The 23477-nt window shown below is 67.8% G+C and carries 21 protein-coding genes; 5 read left to right on the forward strand and 16 right to left on the reverse strand.

The window, feature by feature from the left end:
• Positions 1–289: 289 nt before the first annotated feature.
• Positions 290–1378: a glycosyltransferase gene (locus tag WDJ58_RS02820; RefSeq protein WP_380661550.1), complete on the reverse strand. Its 1089-nt coding sequence runs from the start codon at positions 1376–1378 to the stop codon at positions 290–292.
• A gap of 111 nt (positions 1379–1489) precedes the next feature.
• On the reverse strand, positions 1490–2470 hold the full coding sequence (locus WDJ58_RS02825) for a hypothetical protein (protein ID WP_338916113.1): 981 nt from the start codon (positions 2468–2470) through the stop codon (positions 1490–1492).
• A gap of 229 nt (positions 2471–2699) precedes the next feature.
• On the opposite strand from WDJ58_RS02825, the gene WDJ58_RS02830 reads away from it, so the two are divergent.
• Positions 2700–4298 carry an alkaline phosphatase family protein gene (locus WDJ58_RS02830; RefSeq protein WP_338916114.1) on the forward strand — a complete coding sequence of 533 codons (1599 nt, stop codon included), beginning with the start codon at positions 2700–2702 and terminating at the stop codon, positions 4296–4298.
• Positions 4299–4331: 33 nt separating this feature from the next.
• On the opposite strand, the gene WDJ58_RS02835 is transcribed toward WDJ58_RS02830, so the two are convergent.
• The 3 genes from WDJ58_RS02835 to WDJ58_RS02845 all read right to left on the reverse strand — a co-directional run bounded on the left by WDJ58_RS02835 (position 4332) and on the right by WDJ58_RS02845 (position 8533).
• A complete protein-coding gene (locus WDJ58_RS02835; RefSeq protein ID WP_338916115.1) occupies positions 4332–5474 on the reverse strand; it encodes a glycosyltransferase family 4 protein in 1143 nt (380 codons plus the stop codon).
• Complete coding sequence (locus WDJ58_RS02840) at positions 5471–6781, reverse strand: sulfatase (protein ID WP_338916116.1); 1311 nt, start codon at positions 6779–6781, stop codon at positions 5471–5473. The genes WDJ58_RS02835 and WDJ58_RS02840 overlap by 4 nt, the downstream gene beginning before the upstream one ends.
• 327 nt (positions 6782–7108) lie before the next feature.
• Positions 7109–8533, reverse strand: a complete 1425-nt coding sequence (locus WDJ58_RS02845; RefSeq protein ID WP_338916117.1) for a hypothetical protein — start codon at positions 8531–8533, stop codon at positions 7109–7111.
• A 271-nt stretch (positions 8534–8804) separates the two neighbouring features.
• Here WDJ58_RS02845 and WDJ58_RS02850 point away from each other — a divergent pair, with 271 nt between their 5' ends.
• A complete protein-coding gene (locus WDJ58_RS02850) occupies positions 8805–10007 on the forward strand; it encodes a glycosyltransferase (protein WP_338916118.1) in 1203 nt (400 codons plus the stop codon).
• Here WDJ58_RS02850 and WDJ58_RS02855 read toward each other — a convergent pair.
• Positions 10004–11500: a lipopolysaccharide biosynthesis protein gene (locus WDJ58_RS02855; RefSeq protein ID WP_338917907.1), complete on the reverse strand. Its 1497-nt coding sequence runs from the start codon at positions 11498–11500 to the stop codon at positions 10004–10006. The genes WDJ58_RS02850 and WDJ58_RS02855 overlap by 4 nt on opposite strands.
• A gap of 597 nt (positions 11501–12097) precedes the next feature.
• On the opposite strand from WDJ58_RS02855, the gene WDJ58_RS02860 reads away from it, so the two are divergent.
• Genes WDJ58_RS02860 through WDJ58_RS02870 form a run of 3 tightly spaced genes read left to right on the forward strand, consistent with a single transcriptional unit; the run spans position 12098 to position 15119 of the window.
• Positions 12098–12874: a hypothetical protein gene (locus WDJ58_RS02860; RefSeq protein ID WP_338916119.1), complete on the forward strand. Its 777-nt coding sequence runs from the start codon at positions 12098–12100 to the stop codon at positions 12872–12874.
• Between the two features lie 27 nt (positions 12875–12901).
• Positions 12902–13429, forward strand: a complete 528-nt coding sequence (locus WDJ58_RS02865) for a gluconate 2-dehydrogenase subunit 3 family protein (protein WP_338916120.1) — start codon at positions 12902–12904, stop codon at positions 13427–13429.
• A gap of 1 nt (position 13430) precedes the next feature.
• Positions 13431–15119 carry a GMC family oxidoreductase gene (locus WDJ58_RS02870; RefSeq protein ID WP_338916121.1) on the forward strand — a complete coding sequence of 563 codons (1689 nt, stop codon included), beginning with the start codon at positions 13431–13433 and terminating at the stop codon, positions 15117–15119.
• 165 nt (positions 15120–15284) lie between these two features.
• Here the strand turns inward: WDJ58_RS02870 and WDJ58_RS02875 are convergent, their stop codons facing one another.
• The 10 genes from WDJ58_RS02875 to WDJ58_RS02920 form a co-directional block, all read right to left on the reverse strand.
• Entirely contained in the window at positions 15285–15590 is a 306-nt protein-coding gene (locus tag WDJ58_RS02875) for a hypothetical protein (protein WP_338916122.1), read from the reverse strand.
• Positions 15591–15639: 49 nt separating this feature from the next.
• Positions 15640–15915, reverse strand: coding sequence for an ArsR/SmtB family transcription factor (locus WDJ58_RS02880; protein WP_338916123.1), 276 nt, complete (start codon positions 15913–15915; stop codon positions 15640–15642).
• A 619-nt stretch (positions 15916–16534) separates the two neighbouring features.
• On the reverse strand, positions 16535–17482 hold the full coding sequence (locus WDJ58_RS02885) for an AAA family ATPase (protein WP_338916124.1): 948 nt from the start codon (positions 17480–17482) through the stop codon (positions 16535–16537).
• A 146-nt stretch (positions 17483–17628) separates the two neighbouring features.
• Positions 17629–18228 carry a DUF7519 family protein gene (locus WDJ58_RS02890; protein ID WP_338916125.1) on the reverse strand — a complete coding sequence of 200 codons (600 nt, stop codon included), beginning with the start codon at positions 18226–18228 and terminating at the stop codon, positions 17629–17631.
• Complete coding sequence (locus WDJ58_RS02895; protein WP_338916126.1) at positions 18225–19562, reverse strand: DUF58 domain-containing protein; 1338 nt, start codon at positions 19560–19562, stop codon at positions 18225–18227. Before WDJ58_RS02895 ends, WDJ58_RS02890 begins: the two co-directional genes overlap by 4 nt.
• On the reverse strand, positions 19555–20190 hold the full coding sequence (locus WDJ58_RS02900; RefSeq protein ID WP_338916127.1) for a DUF7269 family protein: 636 nt from the start codon (positions 20188–20190) through the stop codon (positions 19555–19557). Before WDJ58_RS02900 ends, WDJ58_RS02895 begins: the two co-directional genes overlap by 8 nt.
• Positions 20187–21197: a DUF4129 domain-containing protein gene (locus WDJ58_RS02905; RefSeq protein ID WP_338916128.1), complete on the reverse strand. Its 1011-nt coding sequence runs from the start codon at positions 21195–21197 to the stop codon at positions 20187–20189. The genes WDJ58_RS02900 and WDJ58_RS02905 overlap by 4 nt, the downstream gene beginning before the upstream one ends.
• Before the next feature lie 75 nt (positions 21198–21272).
• Positions 21273–21836, reverse strand: coding sequence for a thiamine pyrophosphate-dependent enzyme (locus WDJ58_RS02910; RefSeq protein ID WP_338916129.1), 564 nt, complete (start codon positions 21834–21836; stop codon positions 21273–21275).
• Positions 21833–22336 (reverse strand): hypothetical protein, encoded by a 504-nt coding sequence (locus WDJ58_RS02915; protein ID WP_338916130.1) that lies wholly within the window; start codon positions 22334–22336, stop codon positions 21833–21835. The genes WDJ58_RS02910 and WDJ58_RS02915 overlap by 4 nt, the downstream gene beginning before the upstream one ends.
• A 25-nt stretch (positions 22337–22361) precedes the next feature.
• Positions 22362–23345: an NAD(P)-dependent oxidoreductase gene (locus WDJ58_RS02920; protein ID WP_338916131.1), complete on the reverse strand. Its 984-nt coding sequence runs from the start codon at positions 23343–23345 to the stop codon at positions 22362–22364.
• Between the last annotated feature and the right edge of the window lie 132 nt (positions 23346–23477).

Here is a 23477-nt window from a genome sequence, read left to right on the forward strand (position 1 = left end):
TCGACGCGTTCGCCGACTCCCCGAACCGACGGGCACGATCTCATCCAGGGAAGCGTCACGTAAATATCTGGTACGCGAGGATCGGACTACCTATCGGGACACCGATGAGGTATGGGAGGCAATCACCGGCTCCGGAGCGAAGCGAATACAGGGAGAACATCGGTGAGTTCGGCGTTCACCTGCTGGATCGGAAGACGAGGGCAACCCACGGAGCGGGCTCGCCAGTGAGATCTAGTCGGCGCTGGACAGAGGGAAGGGCTGGTGGAGTGTCGACAGACCCCGGAATTCGTCACCTTCGTGTCGCAGCGAGTCGCCGGTACAGATCGGCGTGTTTCCTCGCGGCGACGTCTCCCGAGAACCGTCCGTCGACCCGCGTACGGAGCCTCTCACCCCGACGAGCAGCCCGTTCCGGGGCCGAGAGGAACGCGACTATCCGATCGGCCAGCTCGGACGGTTCCCCGACGGAGACGGTCGGGTAGTCCTCACCCAGCGCCTCGACGAACGGGGCGATATCGGTCGTGACTATGGGTCGGCCGAAAGCCATCGCTTCCAGTAGCCCGATACTGAACCCCTCGAACCTCGACGGGAAGGCGATCACGTCGGCGTGGTAGTAGACGGCGTAGGGGTTCTCGACTTTCTCCAGGAAGACGACGTTCTCCCGGACCCCGAGGCGGGTCGCCTGGGTCTCCAGTTCCGCCTTCATCGGACCCCACCCAGTCATGACGAGCTTCGAACCGGGGAACCGATCGACGATATCCGGCAGAGCGGCTACGAGGTCGTGCTGACCCTTCTTCTTGCTGAACCGGGCCACGTTAGCGACCACCGACCCCCCTCCGCGTATCCGATCCCCCCACGGGAGGTCATCCAGCGGTACCTCCCCCTGCTGTCTGACCGCCTCCGCGTCGATGCAGTTGTGGATGACCGCCTTCTCCGCACCGATCCCGTACGTCGGTGGAAGGGAATCACGGACCGCGTTCGAGACCAGAACGACCGCGTCACAGAGGTGGGACGTCGGATAGTCCATGAGCTTGGCGAATCCGGAGTGTTCGGTGTATATGTTGTGGACGGTAGACACGACGGCAGCGCCCACCAGTGAACCGATCGGACGGCCGAGCATCGATGCCGGTGCCATGTGGGTGTGAACGATGTCGGGATCGTAGTCGGCGATAGCGCGGTAGAGTGAGATGGGCTGTTCTATCTCGGGGAACCCGTCCCCGATCCGCTCCACGGTGTATCCCAGTCCACGGAGTCGCTCGACCGACTCGTCGTTGCCGCCGAGATAGCCGATTCGAACGTCGATGTCGGAGTCGTGGAGATGCTCGCAGACGTTGTAGATCACCTGTGGGACACCGCCCGCGCCCAGCTGGTTGCTCAACATATAAACCCGTGGTGTAGAACTCATCGATCGTAGTATCAGATCACGGTACCCGGGGTTAATTGTTGCTCTCATTCGATCGGCGGTGCTGCCTCGGAGAGGTGCCACTCGAACTCAGAGGTAGCCGAGGTCAGCCAACCGGTCCTCGACCGCCGTCTCGTCGGTTCTCGTCTCGATCTCCGGCTCGTACGAGTGAGTATCCGTTGCCGTCGTCTCCACCCAGGGGACGGTCTTGAGGGCCGGATGGGGGATCCCGCCGATGTGCTCGTACAGTCCGAGCTCCCCGAACATCTCGCCGTGGTCGGCGGTGATGACGACCCGGTTCGCATCCAGATTCTCCAGGAGACGTTCGACGTTCGAGAGGACGTATCGGAGGTTGTCCAAATATCGCTCCCAGACGTCGTCCCCGTCCGCGCCCGCTCGCAGCGCCTCGAAGGGTTTGTGATCGACCTCGTCGATGTTCCCGTCCGCGTCGATGTGGCCGAGATACGGAGCGTGGGGCTGCATGTAGTGGACGAGGAGACGGTTCGCGTCGCTCCGGCGGGCCGTGTGGATAGCGTAGTCGGTCACGTCCTCGGCGGTCGTGACGCCGAACGACTCGTTGGCCCCGAGACCCCCGATACTCTCGAACGTCTCGAAGTCGGACTGGAGGACGGTATCGCGGGCCATCAACCGCGAGAACATCTCGTGCGATTCGAGGAACGACTCCTTCGTCGCGGTCCAGAACCCCCAGTCAACGTCCTCGGTGAGCACGGTATCAACCCACGAGTTCGCGCTGACACAGGCGGTGTCGCGTATCTCGTCCCGGTATCGTTCGGTGAACGTGTTCGAGATCCACTCCTTGGACGTGCTCCCCACGCTGACCACTCGTTCGACGTCCTGGATGAAATCGTACTCCGGTGCGACCTCCCGCATGGCGTCGACGCGACAGGCATCCAGGACGATCAGCGCGTCCCACTCGTGATCGTATATCTGCCGCCCGACGGGATATCGGGCGGTGAACGTCATCCACGGGAGGAAGTAGATCGCGTACAACTGCCTGGTCAGCCGGTCGGAGTAGATCCGTTGCCGGAGCCTGCTCGCCAGTCTCCCCATATCAGATAGGACGACCGCTCGGCCTTTATTATACCTACCGTGTCGGTTGCCAGCTGTAGTAGCGTTCGGTGACCCGCCGGGAGACGATCGGTGTCCGATCCGTTGTCGTCCGAGGGGCTGAAACGGGTTCCGAACGGCACTGTGGGTGCGAGAAGGACGGGTCCCGACGGCGTTTTCTCCTCCGGTATAACCGACAGTACCATCTGTTCCGTCTCCGATTGGGAGGGTAATGTCAGACGACGTCGTCCTCATCGGCCTCGACGGTCTCGGGTGGGACGTCCTCGAGCCGGCCCTCGAGGCGGGGAGGCTCCCCACGCTCGCGGCGCTCCGCGAGGAGGGGGCGAGCGCGGATCTGGAGAGCACGCACCCGCCGTGGACGCCCTGTGCGTGGCCGTCGCTCCAGAGCGGGCGGAACCCCGGCGCACACGGTCTCTTCGACTTCTTCACCCGCGACGGCTACGAGAAGCGGCTCGCCGACCGGCGCGACGTCGACGCGCCGTACCTCACGGACGTCGCGGCCGCCGAGGGACGGTCGGTCGTGAGCATCAACTTCCCGGTCACCCACCCGGTCCCCCGATACGACGACGGGGCCATCGTCCCGGGCTACATCGCGCCCGAGGACGCGCCGTTCCACCCGGAGGGCATCCGGGAGGCCTACGAGGACGAGTACGGCGAGTACGTCATCTACCCCGAGTACGGTGCCGAGGACGACGCCGTGGAGGGGTACATCGACGTCGCACGCGGTCGCCGTGACATGGCTCGATTCCTCGACGAACGGTTCGACTGGGACCTGCTCGCCGTCCAGTTCCAGGTGACCGACTCCGTGTTCCACGACCTCGAGGACCCGGCGGAGCGGTTCGAGGTCCTCTCGGCGGTCGACGGGTTCGTCGGCGACATCGTGGACCTCGGCGAGGACCCGACGGTCCTCGTCGCCTCCGACCACGGGATGGGCGACTACCACTGGACGTTCTACGTCAACGAGTGGCTCGCGGAGCACGGCTACTGCGAGACGACCGAGGGGGAGACGGAGTACTTCCGGACCCGGAAGTCGGAGCTGAAGGGCGAGGAGGGAGAAAAGGAGTCGGCGGTCACCGATCTCCTCGGGGCGGGGATGTCGGCCGCCTCGAAGGTCGGGCTCACCCCGAACCGCGTCCACTCGGCGCTCGATTCCGTCGGGCTCGCGCGGACGGTCGAGCGGCTCCTCCCGGAGTCGGTGCTGGTCTCCGCACAGAACCGGACCGTGGACTGGGAACGCTCCGACGCGTTCCAGATATTCTTCAACAGCCTCGGCGTCCACCTCAACCGCGCCGGGCGCGAACCCGCCGGGACCCTCTCGGAGTCGGAGTACGAGGCGCTCCGCGACGAGCTGATCGAGGAACTCGGGAAGATCCGTGATCCCGACGGCGAACTCGTGTTCGACGAGATCAAGCGCAAGGAGGCGGTCTACGACGGCCCGCACCTGGAGGACGCCCCCGACCTGCTGCTCTACCCGCGGGACTACGACTACGACGTCAGCGGCTCGATCGTCGGTCCCTTCCGGCGCTACGAACACCAGAACCACAGGCCCGACGGGATACTCGTCGCCGCCGGGCCGGCGCTGGCCGACGCGACGCTCGACCGGGCGTCGATCCTCGACGTCGCCCCGACGCTGGCCTCGCTGCTCGACCTTCCGCTCGACGGCGACCGCGACGGATCCGTCCTCCCGGTCTGCCAGCCGTCGGCCGAGGAGGTGTCGTGGCGGTCGATCGCCGACATCGACTACGGGTCGGCGGGCGGAACCGACTCGGACGTCGAGGAGCGGCTGGCCGATCTGGGCTACATGGAGTGAACAGGGCGCAAGCGGGGTGTACGGGATAGGGCGCTACGACACGACGCGGTCGTAGATCTCCCGCGTCCGGCGGGCGGCGGTCTCCCAGGAGAACTCCCGTTCCGCTCGCTCGCGTGCGGCCTCGCCCCACGCTCGCGCCTCCTCGGGGTGGTCGAACGCGTACCTGAGCGCGTCGGCGAGGGCCGCCGGATTCCGTGACTCGACCAGGTAACCCGTCTCGCCGTGGTCGACGAACTCGGCGATCCCCTCGACGTCGCTGGCGATGACCGGACGGCTCGCGGCCCACGCCTCGAGGAGCGTCAGCGGGTGGCCCTCCCACACGGAGGGGAGGACGAACAGCTCGGCGGAGGCGTAGTACCCGGGGATCTCGTCCTCCTCGACCCGACCGGTGAACGTGACGCGGTCGGCGACACCGAGCTCTACCGCCAGTTCCCGCAGCTCCTCGCCGAGCGGTCCCTCGCCGACGACCACCAGCTCCGCGTCCGGATAATCGGTCGCGATGTGGTCGAAGGCGCGGACGAGGTCGGAGACGCGCTTCTTCGGGGCGAGCCGGCCGAGGAAGACGATGCGGCCGTCGACCGTCGGTTCGTCGACGTCGAACTGGTCGAGGTCCACCCCGTTGGGGATACAGCTGACGTTCGACTGGGTCCGCTTCAGCAGCCCGATGTGCTCCTCGTTGACCGAGATGACGTGATCGTAGTCGAACCCGAGGAGGAACTGCCGCTCGACGACCCGTTTGAGACGCGAGAGCCCGGTCGTGTCGTGCCCGACCCCCGAGGTCAGCGCCGTCCCGTGGACGGTGAACACGGAGGGTATCCGACCGAATGTCGAGGCGACCTTGGTGGGGAACGCCGGCAGGAACGTGTGGCCGTGGACGACGTCGTAGTCCCCCCGGAGCACCGGCAGGATCGGGGACACCAGGGAGGAGGCACGACCGATCCGATCCCAGTAGTCCGTACAGGGGCCCAGTCGGTGGACGGTGACCGCTCCCCCGGCGAGGCGTTCGGTCGCGGTGAACGGCTTCCCGTCGCTGCGCTTCAGGCTGCGCGTGTAGACGTCTATCTCGCAGTCGAACTCCGTCGCGAGCGACTCGGAGAGCTTCCTGACGTGGACCGGCCCACCGCCGGTCCGGGGCCACCAGTCGTCCTGAATCATCGCGACCCGCAGCCGTCTCATTTGTAACCGAGCGCCGAGAGGCGATCCTGGATCTCCTCGTTCACCTCTTCGGACTCCTCGCCCTCGCTGGCCCCGTCCCCCCCGCCGGCGTGCTCGCCGACGTGTGCCCGCAGGGCCTCCTCGATGGCCTCCCGGTCGGAGTCACCGATCCCGTTCCCGTCCCGGGCACGACACTCCAGATCGAGTCGTTCGGTCCGGGTGTCGTACTCGGCGAAGCACGTCGTCGTCCGGGTGCGAGCGCTGAACCGGCGGACGTCGGCGTCCTCTTTCTCCCCGCGGGCCTGGGAGATGACGGTCCGGTCGGCGAACGACTCGGGCGTGGCCGCGACGTCGCGGAGGTCCTCGCCCGGGAGGTCACCGACGGGGTGATCGACCGCCGAGAGCGCCGTCGTGACGACGTCGAGCGTGCTCGTCGGGGAGTCGACCGTCCCCCGTTCGACGTCCGCGCCGGTCACGATAAGCGGGACGTGGACGAGCTCGTCGTGCAGGTAGCGCGGGTGCTCGTAGTAGCCCTCCTCGCCGAAGGCGTCGCCGTGATCCGCGGTGATCAGGACGAGCGAGTCCTCGAGCAGATCACGGCTCTCGAGCGCGTCGAAGAACGCCGAGAGGTGGTCGTCGCTGTAGGCGATCTCCGCGTCGTAGAGGTCGACGAGACGCTGGCGTTCCGCGTCGGTGATGCTCTCGGGATCGTCGATCGCCCGGTAGTAGAGCTTCTGGCCCTCCTTCTTCGGGACGGTCTCGTCGTGGAACCGGCGCTGGTACTCCGCGGGAGCCTCGTAGGGGCCGTGCGGGTCCATGTAGTGGTTCCAGAGGAAGAACGGGCGATCCCCGTCGAGGGAGTCGAGCCAGTCGAGCGACCGCTCGTTGATCTCGCTCGCCCGGGCGTAGTGTCGGCTCCTGAGCTTGTCGAGCGCGCGCTGTGCGAGCGCGAGCAGCCTGTTGCTTCCCAGGTGGAGGTCGTCGTAGAAGGTGTCGAACCCCTGATCGAACCCGTACGCTCGCGAGACGAACGGGTTCGAGTGGAAGCCCGCGGTCGTGAACCCCTCCCGCCGGAGCCGTTCCGCGATCGTGTCCGCGCTGCGCCGGAAGCGGTTGTCGACGGCCCGGTCCGGATATCGACCGGTGAGGATCGACGGGACGGCCTCCCTGGTGTGGGAGCTGGCACTGAACGTCCACTCGAACCGGGTCGCCCCGGCCGCCAGGTCGTCGAGGAAGGGCGAGGTCTCCCGCTCGTACCCGTAGGAAGAGAGATGATCCGCCCGTAGTGCATCCAGCGTGACGAGGATGATGTTCTTCGATGAGGCCATGCTTGGTGAATTGTAGACTCGTGTTCGTAATACGTTGGTGGCCGCACGCCACCGAAACCTCCGGCGTTTTCGTGTTGAAAATCTGAGTCCAGAAGTATATATGTTTTCTTGAAATCGACCGACATCGATCGATCCGCGCCCGGGATCGGTCGAAAGCGGTCACCACCGCCGAAATCGGCTCGGAGACGGTTCGCACTGCCGCCGGAAGTTAAAGTAAGTGATACTCCCTCCGCGTGTCCCGAACCTGGACGGCGGGCGAGAGCGGGCCGATCCGATATCCGTGGGCGGCGTCCTCCCAGGTGGAAGAGTCGCTACAGGGATCGCCGATCACTCGGGGCTGTCGGCACCGGTCCGGATCGATCGGAGCGCGGAGACGACGTTCTCCTCGGCCCCGCGACGGAAGAACCGGCCCGGATCGACGCCGGTACCCCCCGACGAGCCGCGGAGACGTTCGGCCAGCGTATCGATCGATCGGACCAGCGTCGCCCCGCCCGAGTCGAGCAGGCCCTGTACACACTCGATCCCGGGAACGTCGACGACGTAGGTGTCCAGATCGAAGTACAGTCCCTCGTAGAGCGCCGTCGAGTAGGCCCCGACCTGCGCCCGCGAGCGGGCGAACAGTTCGTACAGCGGCGGCTCGGAGCTGTCGACGACCCGGAGGGGCGCGTCCTCGAGCCAGGGGTACGCCTCGCGCCAGCGGCTGTACTCGCCGGGGTGGAGCTTGTAGACGACCGACCAGTCGTGTTCGAGCGCGGCGAACTCGGTCGCGATCCGGGAGAGGCGCTCGCCGGACTCCCCCTGTGAGAGGAACACCACCTGTCGTTCGGACTCGACGCCGGTGAACCGCGTCGCACGGCGTTCGAGGTACGGATAGCCGACCGGGAGGATCCGCTCCTCGGGGATGGGGAAGTCGGCCGCGGAGGTCCAGAACTCCCCGAACGCGAGGAAGTAGTCCGGGAAGTCGCGCTTCGGCCCGTTCGGGTAGTGATAGCCCATGTGGTACTCGCTGAGTTCACCGTGCTGGAGTTCGGCGACGGGGATCCCCTCCAGCCGGCACGCCTCGACGAACGTCTCCCGCCCGTAGCTCACTACTACGACGGCGACGTCGGGATCGACACGGCGGAGGACTCGACGGTAGATGGGGAGCTTCACCCGCCGACGCAGCAGACGCTCCTCGACCCGTTCCTCGACGTCGATCGTGACGCCGAACCGATCCGCGATCTCGCGTTCGATACGGGCGAGTGTATCCCGTTCGGCCGCGGAGAACAGCAACGACGTGGGCCTGACGGAGCCGGGGAGCAGCTTCGAGGGGAACCGCGACGCGTAGTTGATCCAGTCCAGGTAGTAGACCTGCTCCGTCCGCGCCGGGGTGAGGTGACCGCCCTCGTGCTCGCGTTCGAGGTAGACCCAGTCCTCCTCGACTCGTTCGAGCACGGGGTCACAGTAGATGTCCCACCAGAGCCCGTCCTCGAGCTGCTTGCGGCGCTCGTGTCCCCAGACGAGCAGATCCGCCTCGGGTGCCAGCAACGGGTTCCCCACGAACAGGTTTCGAGTCAGCCGGTAGAGCGCTTCGCCGTAGGAGGGGTCGTCGTGAGTGTGTGCCTGGCTGAGAACGCCGAGTTCCTGCATGAGGGTCCGATTGATGTCGAACCGGACGCGTTCCCAGAACGGCACCCCGGCGACCTCGAGATCGAGCAGATCGAGGTCGGCCTCGAGGGAGAGGACCCGATCGGTCACCTCGGTGAATTCCATCTGGAGAATACGTCTACGGGGCCGGGTATCAGTCTTGTTGGCCGCCCCCGTCCCGACAGTGTGAATTTTTTAAATCGTACTCGATACAAAACCGAGTTCGCTGGCAAAGGTACAGTGTCAGGATCCCAGGGGCGGAAGCGGTGTGCCGAGGGCGCAACCGCAAACGAGGAATTCACGCCCTCACCTAACGGAAGATTCGCCCGACGGCATCCTGGTCTCCCGACCGACAGAATCCAAAACTAATTACAGTAATCTCCCGATGATCGCTTATATGGACATCCTCTACGTCGTCGAACAGTTTCCGAAATTATCCGAGAGCTTCGTTATCAACGAAATCTACGAACTGGAGAAACGCGGACACACTGTTTCAGTCTTCTCTACCAGCTCCCCAGAAGAAGCGGTCACCCACACTGAATTCGAAGAGATCGATGTCGTTACCGAGGTCGCAACTCCCCCCTCGATCAGCTTACTCCCGGGGCTCTTCTCGGACGAAGTTCTAAACCTATCCGTACTGAGGAAGGCTCTGTTCATCGACGAACCGCTTCGGTACGCCTACTGGCTGCACCTCGGAAAACAGATCTCGGAGATGATCGAACGTATCGGCGGCGTGGATATTATTCACGGGCACTTCGCCGTTCCGAGGCGTCTCGGAGCCGTCTATGCCGCTGCGTACCACGACGTTCCGTGTACCGTCACGGCGCACGCTGTCGAGATATTCGCACCACACGACCTACGAGCGTTAAAGCGCGTCCTCTCTCGCGTCGATCACATCATCGTCCCGTCTGAGTACAATCGCCGATATCTGTCCAGTGAGCTGAGTGTCGAAACGGAGATGTCCGTCGTTCCTGCGACCACGCGGGTGGACAAGTTCGACCCCTCCGAAGGATGCGTCCCGGGCCGTCTGCTTACAGTCGCCCGGCTTACCGAAAAGAAGGGCTACGAGTACGCTATCGACGCGGTGGCCGAGCTCGTCGAGCGGGGATACGACATCGAGTATCACATCGTCGGCACTGGAGAACTGGAGGAGTCCCTCCGGGCCAGGGTCGAGGAGCGGGGGATCGGGGCGTGTGTGGAGTTCCTGGGGAACGTGTCGGATAGCAGGTTGCGGTCGGAGTTGCACGACGCCGAGATATTCGTTCTTCCGTGTGTTATCGCTGCGAACGGTGACCGGGACGTCGCACCGGTAGCGCTCAAGGAGGCGATGGCGAGCAAGACAGCGTGTGTATCCACGTGTATCTCGGCTATTCCGGAACTGATCACCGATGGCCAGGACGGCGTTCTCGTCGAACCCAACGATCCGATCGGGCTGAGCGATGTGATAGCGGACTTGCTAACGGATACGGAATACCGGCAGAGGATCGCCGAAAACGGTTACAAAACTGTCAGGGACAAGTTCGATATCTCCACGTCGGTGGACAAGCTCGTCGCCATCTTTCGTTCCGAGAGGGGAGCTCCGGGACCGAACCCCGGTTAAAGCGACCGTCTGACTTCTCGATAGAGGCCGACGAACTCGTACCCCGTCCAGTTCTCGACCGAGATCATGAAGCAGGTGTAGCTCACCGCCCCGATCCCGATCAGGACGAGGAGTTCTACGAGCCCCTCTCGTGCGAGCAGGAACGTATCGACCCCGACTACGGCAGCGAACATACAGACGCTGCCGACGAGCGGGTAGGCGACGAGCCCCAGAAGCTCTCCGAGCTCGCCATCGATGCTCGACAGGACGAGGTGAAGCGCGATCGGCTGGACGACGAACGAACTCCCGACGATAACGAAGGCGACACCCAGGACACCGAAGTACTCCGCCGCCGGATAGATCGTGAGGGCGATGGTAGCGGTCTTGATCACCTGCAGACGGACGTCGAAATCCGGACGGCCGATCGCCTTGAACACGGCTCCCACGTTCGCACCGAAAGCCCGTATCGCGCCCCACACGGCCAGGACCTGCATGAGGGGTACCATCGGAGCCCACTGGGTGCCCAGAGCCGCGTGTACGAACTGCGGGGCGACCGCAGCGATGCCCGCGGCCATCGGGAACGCGACGATCGACGATAGCTGGACGGCGCGGAAGTACCCGTTACGGAGACGGTCCACGTCGTCCTGTACCTTCGAGAACGCGGGGAAAGCGACGCGGGAGATGACCTGTGTGACCTCGCTCGCGGGCGCGTTGGAGAAGCGATACGCGAGCTGATAGAACCCGAGGGTCGACGCCGTAAAGAACCAGCCCACGAACACGTCGTCACCCTGTCCGTACAGGAACATCAGGATCGACGACGCGAACATCCACTTCCCGAACCCGAACATCTCCCGACCGCGTTCGAGATCGAACTCGATGGTCGGGCGGTACGGATGGATCGCGTACGAGATGGCGAACCTCGCGAGATTCATCGCGACGATACCCGCGACCAGCGCCCAGACGCTACGGAACGCGAGGGCGAACAGGGCGGCGACGACGAGGTCGACGAGACGTCCGCCGACCTGATACACGAAGTCCTTGTGGAAATTGAGATGCTTCTCGAAGTAGACGACGGCCGGGTTCTGTAGTCCGAGGATCAGGGGTGATACGCCGAGTACCTGAATGAGTCGGTGTGCCTGGGGTTCGTCGAAGAATTCGGATATATACGGTGCGAACGCGAACGCGACTACCGCGATCAGGAGCCCCCGGAGGACCTTCATCACCCACGCGGTGTTGAGATACCCGTCGACGTTCTCGTCCCGGTGCTGGATCAGGGCCTCGTCGAAGCCCAGTTGCGAGAACTGCTTGAGCGCCGCGACGACCAGTAATGCGATCCCCAGTAACCCGAACGCAGTAGGCGAAAGCAGACGAGCGAGCAGGACCAGTTTGAGGATCTGTAACACCCGATCCCCCACGTTTATGCCGGTCACCCAGACGCCGCTTCGGACTGCCTGTTCGCCGGTCGAACCGTCAGCAGTCAGGCGAGTATAGATATATTTCAGCTTATCAAGCATGCCCACTATTCGAATCGAACTGGTAGAAACAGAATATATCCTTTGGCTCTCTTCGATATGTATACTGACTGGATTCCGATAACTTTCGGCTCGTCGATGGGGGTCCTGCAGAACGGCGCTAAGCCGTGCAGGTGGCCGCAGGTCCGATGTCGAGCCCCTCGGAACGTTCGATAAGCCGCGAGAGTTCGATACCGCGAGGGAGGATCGTCTACGAGAGGTCGACCGGGTCGAGACCGATACCGGTGTATCGTGTGCCGTATCATTACCGCCCCTCGGGAATAGGGTCCGGCACGTCGAAGCACGGGAAAACGACGGTTCTCACGCTCGGAAGGGTCTAGACAGTCCAGCGTATATACGGGACGACGTGGGCTCGACGGTAGCGGAAACGCTGGGCGAGGGGACGGGCCGGGGACGGGAGCGGGACCTGAAAGGCCAGATCGTTTTTATATCCCCGACACGATGCCCCGAACTGTATCCATGGGGGGATCAGATGAAAGCTGGAAGCCGTAAGGGCCGCCTTCCCCAGGATCGGCCATGACCGATACGGACGTTCGCTGGCTACCGCTCGAGGGACAGCACGGGGCCCTCCAGCGAGTGGTGGTTTCGGTCGCGATCCTGGTCGCGATCAGTAACACGCTCGTCCAGTGGGTTCTGACGGCCGGGATCGGCGTCGGGATCCGGCCGATCGGTCTCGTCATCGTCGCCGCTGCGGTAGTGGTCGGAAAGCCGGCCCGATGGGGATCCGCCGCGGGACTGCTCGTCACCGGGGCGCTCCTGAGCGGGTGGACGTACGGCGTTATCTGGGCGATTTCCGCGTTCGCGACGGCAGCCGTCGCGGGCCGCCTCTGGGTCCGTGACGGGCGTGACCGGGATCGAGGAGCGGTGAACTGGTACCTCCGGTACTGCGGGGCGGCGCTCGGTGGCGTGGTGGTCCTCGCGACGACGAGTGCGTGGCTCCTCGACGTACTGGGGCAGGCGGCGTTCAGCCTCACCGTCGGTCCGACGCTCGCCGCGACCCTCCCGCTGGCTATCGTGGGGGGGCCGCTCGTTCGTCTGGCCGTCACGCGGACCGACTGGAACCGCTGGGATGTTCGGGGGGCGGCTCCGTCGGCCACTGCCCGGCTGATAGCCGTTCTGGTGGCGGCCTGCTGGGCCGTCTTCGGGTACCTCGGGAGCTTCCTGTTCAGAATCACCGATCAGATGGCACCGACCATTCTCGCCCGACAGTTTCCGGCGAGCGTGCTGAGCTTTATCCGCCTCTGGGGAGATCAGGGAACGTACGCACAGGCCCTCCTAGGGGTGGTGTCGCTGGCTCTACTCTGGATCCTCCTTCGCAGGGGGGGATCACGCCGTGGACTATTGGCGAGACTTTAATGGAATCCCTGCCCCAGGTATCCGTAGATGGAACTCACAAGGCGGGACGCGATACTCGCACTCGCCGGGGGGGGGCTCGTCGGTTCGGCGGCGCTCGCCGAGGAGGTGACCGGTGGCGGCCAGCGGTCGCTCTCCGGAGCGGACCGGGAGGTGCTGCGGTCGACCGCCGAGGTACTCTACCCGACGTCGGTGACGGTCACGGACGACTTCGTCGAGACGTACGTCCTGGGACGCCAGGCGGTCGACGAGGAGTATCTGACCGGAGTGACCGAGGCACTCGAAACGGTTCGGTCGACGAGCCGGAGCGAGACGGGTCGGAGCTACACGTCGCTGGACGGAGGACGCCGGGACGAGGTTCTCAGAGCGACCGAGGCCGACCGGGCCTACCCCGACCCTGACGGAACGGTCGCACAGCGAATCCGGTACTACGTCGTCGACGAGCTCCTCTACGCGCTCTACTCCACGCCGAAGGGGGCAGGACTCGTCGGAAACGAGAACCCGAAGGGGCACCCCGGCGGGATCGAGATCTACCAGCGGCGGCCGGAGGGGAGCTGACGTGGCCGGCCGCGATCGAACTCCCTCGGAGCGGGCGGACGTCTGCGTGATCGGGGCGGGGCCGGCGGGATCGCTCGTGGCGTACCGACTGGCCGAGGCCGGCCACGACGTAGTGGTTCTCGAGGCCGGCGAGTGGTTCGACTTCGAGGACCGTCCGACACAGATGGAGCGGGCGCTCCGTCCCGGCCACGACGCGGTCGGCGTGTGGGACACCGACCGGGAACGGGACGCGTACACGACCAGCGGGGAGGCGACCTACCCGCTGAACGTACGGCGTTCCAAGGGTGTCGGCGGGTCGACGCTCCACTGGGGCGGCCGCGTCAGCCGGTTTGCGCCCAAGGACTTCGAGATGCGGAGCCGATACGGGGTCGCATCGGACTGGCCGATCGGGTACGAGGACCTCCGGCCGTACTACGTGGAGGCCGAACGCGAGCTCGGCGTCGCCGGAGCCGACGACAACCCGTTCATGCCGGAACGGGAGGAGCCGTTCCCCATGGAGGCGTTTCCGCCGAGCTACTCGGACTCGATACTGGCCGAGGCCTGCGAGGACATCGATATCGTGACCCACTCGGTCCCGAACGCACGCAATTCGGAGCCGTACGACGACAGGAGCCCGTGCGTCGGCTACGGGACCTGCAGGCCCGTCTGTCCGTCCGGAGCGAAGTACAGCGCGGACGTCCACGCCCGCAAGGCAGTGGAGGAGGGCGCACGGGTCATCGACCGGGCAGTGGTTCGGCGGCTCGAACACGACGCGGACGGCGACCGGCTCACGGCGGCCCGCTATCAGACACCGAACGGGGAGCTGCACAGACAGACCGCCCGGACGTTCGTCCTCGCGGCGGGTGCGGTGGAGAACCCGCGGCTCCTGCTTCTCTCGAAGTCGGCCGAGTACCCCGACGGCCTGGCCAACTCCAGCGGGGTCGTCGGCCGCTACTTCATGGAACACCCGTACGTGGGAGTCGTCGGCAAGATGGACGGGCTCACCGGCCAGCACCGTATCGGGTTCGGAACGACCGAGTCCTACCAGTTCTACGAACCCGACGGCGACCCACCCCCGGGCTCGTTCAAGATCGAGTTCTCGAACGAGGGCGGACCCAGGATCGTGGACCTCGCGCTGCGACAGCGCGACCCCGTCGGGAGCCTGTCGCGAACGATCTCCTCCCCCGGACCGTCGACGCTGGAAGGTCTAGCCGGCGAGCAACGGCCGATCGAGTGGGGGGACGAGCTGCTGGAGACGATGCGGGGAGGATACGGCCACTACTTCAGGATCGTCGCGGAGATCGAGCCGCTGCCGGACCCCGAGAATCGGATCACGCTGAACGAGGACGTGACCGACGACTTCGGCGATCCCGTTCCCGACGTCTCGTGGAGCCCGGGGTCGTACTTCGAACGGACCGGCGAGCGTGCCCACGAAGTGATCGATCGGATCGTCGAACACATCGACGCGGACGTCGAAGACGTCGAGCGTATCCCCTACATCGAGGGCGTCGGTCACTCCTCCGGGACGACGCGGATGGGGACGGATCCGGCGGAGAGCGTGGTGGACTCGAACCAGCGCACCCACGACGTGGAGAACCTCTACATCTCGGGGGCCAGCACCTTCATCACCATCGGCGCGAGCCAGCCCACGCTGACGATCGCGGCGACCGCCCTCCGGCTCGCCGACCACCTCGACAGCGAGGTCCTGTAGCGAGACGGTGACGGTCGCCGGGAGACCGCGGGACGTGCTCACGTCGCCACAGCAGGCAGGTGTGTCATCCGGGGTTATCGTGAGAGAGCGTACGTAGTCGGGCCAAGGGGGAGCGGAGGATCCCCGGACGTAGCCACGTCGAGGAGTCAGCGGGCAGCGCGGACGTCAGTCCCAGGTCACCCAGGCCAGAAAGAGGAGGCCGACCGCCTGGAGGACGTGGAGCACCATGGTCGCCTGCCAGACGATGGGCGGGACCTGCGTGTTGAACCACAGCGAGAGATCGGGATCGAGCAAGTAGTAGTAGAGCGTGAGCCCGTTCTCGGCGAGGAGGAACAGCGAGAACAGCAGCAGCCCCAGGGTGTGCTTCGACCGGAGCCGGGCGTAGTTCCGGCCCCACACGTAGGCGAGGCCGGCGAGCAGGAGCACGTTCACCCCGGTCGCGAGCCGCGCGACGTCGGCCCAGGTGCTCACGCTCGTCCCCCGCGTTCGATACACGTCTCGTCGGCAGTCGTTGTCATGGTCACTCCACCTGTTCGATGATCGCCTCGACGACGTCCCAGTGGTTGCGCGCCCGCGACGTGGGGAGGTATATCGCCCCGTACTCGTCGCCGCTGGCCCTGACGATGTCGTTCTCGGTCAGCACGTCGAGGTGGTGCTGGACCGTCTTGTAGTGGAGGTCGAGGTCCTCGGCGAGCTGGTTCGTGTTGCGGGGTCGCTCGTCGACCGCCCGGAGGAGCCGGATGCGGTTCGGCCCGCCCCGGGTCCCAGTCAACACGTACCAGAGGACCGCCTCCATCGCTCGCACGCACTCGCACTACCCACGTAAGCGCACCGGTGTGGGAGCTCTGCCGGGACCGCACCGCGGGAGAGCCGCCCGACCGGGCGAAGCAGGGGGCGTCGGTAGTCGAGAGCACGGGTCCGAATCGGTCGTCAGCGGGGACTACCTCCGTGCCAGCCGTTCGAGATGTCACGGATGGGTACGGATCCGCAGGACACACTCGGGCCGCGCGCCACACGTTCCCCCCACCCTCGAACGACACGACGGCGAGTGTCACCGGGGTCACGAGCCCAACTCCTACTACGGCGGAGGGAGACCGGATCCGCCCGAATGCTTCCCCGCGCTCGTCGAACGTTCCCCCGCGTTCGTCCCCCCGGTACCGATCTCTGCTGGCCACGTCAGCGGTCCTCCGCCCGACAGGAGGTCCGGACCACGGAAGAGGGTTGGCCGAGATGACACCGAAATCCGCCCCGGGTTGCCGTCGACGGCTGGTGACGAGTCCGTGTTCCGGACCGTGTGACCAGGTCCACCGATCGGTCTCGAATCGAACGCTCGCCGACCTCCGGTCCGGGCAGGGGTCGGGAGAGCCCGCGGCTCGCGGAAACGGGAACTCGATGCGGCGGGGAGTCCGGAGCGCTCAGAGGGTCGGAACGGGTACCTCGTCGAGGACGGCGTCGACGACGTCCCGTTTGCGGACGTCCTCTACCTTCGCGTCGGGGGTGAGGACCAGCCGGTGAGCGAGCGTCGGGACCGAGACCCGTTTCACGTCGTCGGGGGTGACGTACTCGCGGCCGACGATCACCGCCCGGGCCCGCGAGGCCTCGAAGAGCCGCTGGGTGCCGCGGGGCGAGACGCCGACCGCGACCCGGCGATCGCGCCGCGTCGCCCGGGCCACCTGCGCCATGTACCTGAGCAGGTCGGGATCGACGCGGACGGTCTCGGGGGTCTCCCGCAGCGCGAGCACCTGTTCCGGGCCGAGGACGGGGGCGAGCGAGGGCGACCGCTCGCTCCGGGCCGCACGCCGCCGCAGGAGTTCGACCTCCCCATCCTCGTCGGGGTAGCCCACGGCCGTCTTGATCGCGAAGCGGTCGACCTGCGCCTCGGGCAACGGGAACGTCCCCTCCGACTCCACCGGGTTCTGCGTCGCGAGGACGAAGAACGGGTCCGGGAGGGCGTGGGTCGTCCCGTCGACGGTCACCTGCTCCTCCTCCATCGCCTCCAGCAGGGCGGACTGGGTCTTCGGTGGCGCGCGGTTGATCTCGTCGGCGAGGACGACGTTCGCGAAGACGGGCCCCTCGCGGAACTCGAACGTCCGGTCGCGCTCGTTGTAGACGTTCGAGCCGGTGACGTCCGTCGGCAGGAGGTCGGGCGTGAACTGCACGCGGGAGAAGGAGAGCCCGAGCGCGGTGGCGACGCTCCGGGCGGTGAGCGTCTTGCCCGTCCCGGGGACGTCCTCGAGTAGGACGTGACCCTTCGCGACGACGCCCGTGAGGACCGTCTCCAGGAAGCCGCGGTCGGCGATGACGGACTCCTCGATCGTCTCGAGGACCGCCGTACAGGCGTCGTTCGCCTCGGAAACGTCCATGTTCGGGGGACGGCATCCGGTCGGTTAGGCGTGACGGTCGCCGTCCCCCATCCCGAGGCACGGCAGTTCCGAACGCCGGTATCCCCGGAGACCGAGCCGTCGATGGCCCGGGAGCGGAGGGGTTCACTGGCGACGGGAGCGATCCGCTATCCCCTGAGGATGGACGCGAGGAGGACCGCGCCGGCGAGGAGCAGCGCGAGCGCGAGGACCGGCCCGCCGGCGACGCCCCTGAAGACGAGGTAGGCGACGACGACGGCGACCGAGGCGACCAGGGCGCTCCCGGCGGCGTGGACGAGTTCGGCGCGTGTGGTGTCGGCACCGCGACCGACCTGCGTCCCGACGCTCATCGCCTGGTCCGCGACGTCCCACGCGACGGCGCTGGCGGCCGCCGAGACGAGCAGGAGTTCCGCGGGGAGGCCGACCGCCCCCGCCACGAGGACGCCGAGCACGAGCCCGAGAATCCCGAGCGAGACGAGCTTTCGCAGGCCGCGTTCGAGACCGCCGACGAGCGCGAGGAGGCCGACCCCGCCGACGGCGACCGCGGGCCCGGCGGGGGCCTGCGCCGCCAGGGCGACGAGACCGACCAGCCCCGCGAGCGCCGTCCCCGTTCGCGACGGCCGGGGATCGAGCCGTACCGTCTCGACCTCACCGCCACCCGAACGGTCGGCCGCATCCGGTACGCCGTTCCCCTCCCGCACCTCTGCTCCTGTCCCCCTCCCGCGCTCGTGCTGCCGACCGCGGCTCACCCCGACCACCTCGACCGTGTGGTTTCGACGGCGGCTCCGAGGCGCTCGTCGGCGGACCAGTCGACGACGCGGAGGCCCGCCTCGCGGAGTCGCGAACACCGGAGCCGGCGTTCGAGCCGGGCGAGGCTCTCCCCGACCGTCCGCTCTGTCGTCGGATCCGGGCTGACGACGGTCACGAGGTGACCGTAGGCGTCGAGCCGCCGGGCGGCGCGGGCGACGTAGTCGTCACACAGTGGCGAGAACAGCACCACCTGCGCGTCGGCCGGGAGTCGCCGCCGGAGCCGTCGGAGTTCGAGTCCGGGGAAGAAGGGGACGTCGCGCGGGACCGGTGCGAACGCCTCGTCCGTCGCGAGCGCCTGCCGGGCCCGCGTGCGGTGCTCGCTACCGGTTCCGGGGGCGAGCCAGTACGCTCCCGGCCCGAACGCGCCGAGGCCGACCCGGTCGCCCGTCGACAGGAGGGAGGTGAACAGCTCGCCCGCGGCGGCGACCGACCGCTCGACCGCCGAGGGGGCCTCGTCGTCGGGGGCCAGGTAGGACTCCTCCCGGGTGTCGACCAGGAGGACGACGGTCGCCGCGCGCTCGCGTCTGAATTCCAGGGTGGCGTACTCGCCCGTTCTGGCCGCCCGCTTCCAGTCGATCCGCGAGAGCGGGTCGCCGGGTCGGTACTCCCGGACGGCGTGGAACTCGGTCCCCGGACCGCCCGTGTCCGTGACGACCCGCCCCGTGAAGCCCGTCGTCAGCGCCCGGAGCGGGAGAGGGTCGCCCACGTCGAGCCGTGGGGTACAGGTGAGGACGGCGTCACCGCGGGCGTGAACGGCCGTCTCGCGCTCGATGGCACCGCTGAACCCGCGCGCGAGGACCGTCACCGGGTCGAACTCGTGATCGCCACGGGTCGCACGGACCGTGTACGCGAACGAGGCCGCCTTCCCCGGGCGGAGCGACGTCGCCGTCCTGGGCGAGCCCTCGACGACGTCGATGGCGTCCGGGACCCCGTCGACGAGACGGAGGTCCGCTAGCAGCGAGTCGCCCGCGTTCCGCACCGTGACCGTCACACGGACGTGATCCCCGGGGGCGGCCGTGTGTCGGTCGAGTTCGCGGGAGAGTTCGACGTGGACGTCCGGCGGGCGGGCGGCCAGCGCGAGCCCGCCGTACGCCACGCCGACGACGGCGACCAGCAGTAGCCCGGGGCGGCCGAGGAGCACCCCGAGCGCCCCGGCGGCGAGCGAGAGCGCGTTCACCCCGTACCAGCGGTTGGTCTCCCGGTCGAGCGTCTCGCCGGGCGACGCCCGCCGGTCGGGGGCGGGCTGGTTCCTCGGACCGGGGGACTCACTCATCGCCGTCGGCCGTCGGGTCCCGACCGATCCCGTTCCCGTCGTCGCCCGATGCGCCTGCCGATCGATCGGATCGGGTGTAGACCGCCAGCGCACCGACGACCGCCCTCGCGCGGCGAACGAACGCCCGCTTCGCGCCGAGGGCGTCACGCACCCGCTCGGTGATCGGGACGCTTCGTTCGGCCCCGGGGGCGAAGAACGACGACGCCCGGACGTCGTCGGTCCAGGTCCCGGCCTCGATCCGCTCGGTCGCCTCCTCCGGGGTCAGCCCGCCGTAGCGGACCAGCGTCTCCTCGGCCACCTCGCGGAGGTCGGACCGGACCGCCGCCCGGTGTCGGTCCGCGGACCGCCCGGGACGGCGGGGGAGCGACGCGAGCGTCCCGTCGAACTCCGCGCCCGGCGTGGGGAAGACCCGCCGGCGCTCGACCTCGGGCGGGTCGGCCTGCCGGCGCTCGCCGCGGAACCGGGCCAGCGCCGCCCCGCCCGACCGCACGAGCGCGAGAACACCCACGAGCGTCACGGCGAGGTACGTGGGCGCGAAGCCGGCCGCCAGCGACGGCCGCAGCGCGACGGCGAGCCCGGCGACGACCGTCGCCACGCCGGCGGCGGCGAACACCGCCCGGCCGCTCACGCGGTGTCACCCCCCGTCCCGCCCGTCCCCGTCCCTCGCGTACGCCCCCGTCCCGAGCCCGGTCCGTCGGTCGACGCCCCCGAACCCCCCTCCGGGAGGTCGAACTCGGCGTCGGCGTACGTCCGCTCGATGTTCCGGAGGGCGTCGACGGCGCGGCGCTCACGGCTGTCGTCCGCGTCGAGCCCGCCGTACCGGACCGCCTCGAAGAGCTCCGTGAGTTCGGTCACGTCCTCGCGATCCATCCCGGCGTCGACGGCCGTGGCCGCGAACTCCGAGGGCGTGCTCGACGCCGGGTTCGCGACGTCGAGCCCCCCGGTCATCTCGCGCCAGGCGCGGAAGACGGCGTTCTCGACGTTCTCGTCGGCTTCGATCCGGTCGGCGGCGCGCCCGGCCGCCCGGCCGACGGCCGTCACGTCCGGCGCTGGAGCGGCATCCTCCTCGGGCGTCGGCTCGACGACGTCGTCGCCGGTCAGCCGGAGGAGCACCGCCGCACCGCCGAGGAGGACGAGGCCGAACAGCGCGAGGAGCATCGTCGGCGGCTCCGTCACCGAGAGGGCGCTCGACTCCGGGCCGACCGGGGCCCCGCCGGGGAGGGTCGGTTCCCGACCGCCGAGGAGGCCGGACCGACCGCCGAGATCGATCCCGCCGCCGAGCCCCCGGAACAGCAGGTAGAGCAGGAGGAGGACGGTCACAGTCCCGACGGTGACGGTCAGGAACCCCCTGATTCCGTGCTCGCGGTAGAAGGCGTACAGACCGAACGCGGCGACGGCCAGCAGGAGCACGGCCACCACCCGCCCGACGACGTCCGGGAGCGTCGGGGCGGTCCCGGTCTCGGTCAGGTTGACGCCCCCGAGGTCGAACCGGTCGCCGTCGCCGACCCCCACACCACTACTGCTCCCGCTGCCGCCGGCCCCACCCGCGGTCGCGGTGTCGTCGAGGGTGGCGGCGGCCGCGCCGAGCGCCAGCACCGCCAGGAGGGCGAGGACGACCGCGACGATACGGTTCACACCACCCGGTAAACGGCGGCGGCGGTTTAGCCTTTCCTCGGCGGAAAACCCCCGACACGCCCGGTCGTCTCCCGGTCAACCGTCGACGAACTCGCTCCGGAACCGGTGTTTGACGTACGAGTGGCCGTAGTCGAGCGGCGGGTACTCGTCGGGCTTTTCGGCGGCGACCTCGCAGACGACCACGCCCGCGCCGTCGGCCGCGACCGCCTCGGCGTACGCCTCGCGGAACGCCTCGTCGGTGTCGGCGCTCCAGGCCGAGAGGCCACAGTCGCGGGCCACCCCCGCGAAGTCCACCTCCGTCGAGAGCGTGGTCTGGCCACCGGTGGTCTCGTAGGCGGCGTTGTCCATCACGACGACGACCAGGTTCGAGGGGTCGAGGCGGGCGACGGTCGAGAGCGCCCCGAGCGACATCAGCATCGACCCGTCGCCGTCGAGGACGGTGACCTGCTCGTCGGTCGCCAGTGCCAACCCGAGCCCCACCGGAGTGGTCACCCCCATCGCGCCGGTGAGCGGGAAGTTCCGCGCCCGGTCGCCGAGCGCCGTCAGGTGGTACGACGCGGTCCCGACGTTCGAGATCACCGCGGCGTCGGGCGTCTCCTCCAGGACGGCCGCGGTGCATGCGGTCTGATCGGCGGTCACGGCTTGCCCCCCGTCAGCGTCGTCTCGACCATCAGGACGTACGGGTCCTCGGTGGAGAATGCGGTGTCGGCGGCCAGTCGGACGACCTGGCCGACGTCGGTCCCCGCGGCCATCGAACTGTTGCGGACGCCCATCTCGTCGAGCACCCGCGGCATCCCGTAGCCGCCCGACACCTGCGCGAGGTTGTGCTCGCCGAGGTCACCGCGCCGGGAGACGATACCGACGAACGGGAGCCCCCAGGGTTTGCTCAGCGACCCGACGGCGTTGAGCGTGTTCGACAGCCCGCTGGTCTGACAGACCAGCGCGCCTCGCTTCCCGCCGAGCCACGCCCCCGAGAGTATCCCGATCGCCTCCTCCTCGCGTGCGACGGGGATGGCCTCGAAACGGTCGTCCTCCTCCACCGTCGCGACGAGGGGGGCCACCACCGAGTCGGGGAGGTACGCGACCACCTCGACGTCGCGGTCCCCGAGCGCCTCGGTCGTCCCCTCGTGCCACGTCATGACCCACCGCACGGTAGAGGGTGGCTTAGTCCCTCGCCTCGCGGGAGTCGTTCTTCGGCGGAGGCACCGCGACGTATCGCTCCGGGACGGGGTCGCCGTCGAGTAGCGCGAGCGTGTTGACCCCGAGCGTCCGCGCGTTCTCCGCGCGAGCGATCTCGGTCGATCCGCCGACGTGGGGAGTGAGGACGACGTTCTCGAAGTCGTGGAGCGGCGAGTCCGGCGGGAGGGGCTCGGTCGCGTGGACGTCCATCCCCGCCCCCCGGAGTTCACCGGCGAGAAGCGCGTCGACCAGCGCGTCCGGATCGACGATCGGCCCCCGCGAGACGTTGACGAGCACGGCGTCGTCGCCCATCCGTGCGAGGGCCTCGCCGTCGATCATTCCGCGGGTTTCGTCGGTCAGTTCCGCGGTCACGACGACCGAGTCCGAGCGCGACAGAACCGTCTCCAGGTCCACGAGTTCGGCGTGGACCGGCTGTCCCTCGATGCGGTCGACGTAGGGGTCGTGTGCCAGCGCCTCCACGTCGAACCCCCGCAGGAGCGAGGCGAGCCGACGGCCGACGTTACCGAGACCGACGAGCCCGACGGTGGTCCCCGAGAGCTGCGTCCCCAGGGGGACCGAGTCGCGCCACCGGCCCGCCTCGAGCGCCCGGTGGCTGGCGACGACGTGCCGCCGGGTCGCGAGCAGCAGCGTGAGACCGAGTTCGGCGACCGAGAGGGCGTTGATACCCGGGGTGTGGGTGAGGGCGACGCCGTGCTCCCGGGCGGCCGCCAGGTCGACGTTGTCGATTCCGGTCCCGATCTTGGCGACGATCCGGAGGTCGGTCGCCTCGATGACCGCCCGGGTGATGGGGACCCGCGAGGTGACGAACGCGACGTCTGCGCCGGCGAGACGCTCCGCGGTCGAGTCCTCGTCGGCGTCGATGCCGACGTCGAGTTCGATCCGGTCGCCGACGACCTCGAGCAGCAGCTCCCGCGGGTGGATGTCCTCGTCGAGTACGCCCCGGTACATGTGGAACGACACTCGCCTGTGGGTGGCTTGAGTGCTCGGGTGGGGACGACCGCCCGCGTGTCGTGAATCGTCGCACGCCGCGGACAGCGTGTGGGTTCTCGCGAGAGCCCGGAGTCAAGAGGGGGCTCGTGA

It is taken from the genome of Salinirubellus litoreus (assembly GCF_037335815.1).
GTDB lineage: Archaea > Halobacteriota > Halobacteria > Halobacteriales > Haloarculaceae > Salinirubellus > Salinirubellus litoreus.

Excerpts from the sequence above, each read along its gene's own strand:
- WDJ58_RS02820 (WP_380661550.1), bottom strand. The coding sequence starts at position 1,378 with ATGTTGAGCAACCAGCTGGGCGCGGGCGGTGTCCCACAGGTGATCTAC.
- WDJ58_RS02825 (WP_338916113.1), bottom strand. The coding sequence starts at position 2,470 with ATGGGGAGACTGGCGAGCAGGCTCCGGCAACGGATCTACTCCGACCGG.
- WDJ58_RS02830 (WP_338916114.1), top strand. The coding sequence starts at position 2,700 with ATGTCAGACGACGTCGTCCTCATCGGCCTCGACGGTCTCGGGTGGGAC.
- WDJ58_RS02835 (WP_338916115.1), bottom strand. The coding sequence starts at position 5,474 with ATGAGACGGCTGCGGGTCGCGATGATTCAGGACGACTGGTGGCCCCGG.
- WDJ58_RS02840 (WP_338916116.1), bottom strand. The coding sequence starts at position 6,781 with ATGGCCTCATCGAAGAACATCATCCTCGTCACGCTGGATGCACTACGG.
- WDJ58_RS02845 (WP_338916117.1), bottom strand. The coding sequence starts at position 8,533 with ATGGAATTCACCGAGGTGACCGATCGGGTCCTCTCCCTCGAGGCCGAC.
- WDJ58_RS02850 (WP_338916118.1), top strand. The coding sequence starts at position 8,805 with ATGGACATCCTCTACGTCGTCGAACAGTTTCCGAAATTATCCGAGAGC.
- WDJ58_RS02855 (WP_338917907.1), bottom strand. The coding sequence starts at position 11,500 with ATGCTTGATAAGCTGAAATATATCTATACTCGCCTGACTGCTGACGGT.
- WDJ58_RS02865 (WP_338916120.1), top strand. The coding sequence starts at position 12,902 with ATGGAACTCACAAGGCGGGACGCGATACTCGCACTCGCCGGGGGGGGG.
- WDJ58_RS02880 (WP_338916123.1), bottom strand. The coding sequence starts at position 15,915 with ATGGAGGCGGTCCTCTGGTACGTGTTGACTGGGACCCGGGGCGGGCCG.
- WDJ58_RS02885 (WP_338916124.1), bottom strand. The coding sequence starts at position 17,482 with ATGGACGTTTCCGAGGCGAACGACGCCTGTACGGCGGTCCTCGAGACG.
- WDJ58_RS02895 (WP_338916126.1), bottom strand. The coding sequence starts at position 19,562 with ATGAGTGAGTCCCCCGGTCCGAGGAACCAGCCCGCCCCCGACCGGCGG.
- WDJ58_RS02915 (WP_338916130.1), bottom strand. The coding sequence starts at position 22,336 with ATGACGTGGCACGAGGGGACGACCGAGGCGCTCGGGGACCGCGACGTC.
- WDJ58_RS02920 (WP_338916131.1), bottom strand. The coding sequence starts at position 23,345 with ATGTACCGGGGCGTACTCGACGAGGACATCCACCCGCGGGAGCTGCTG.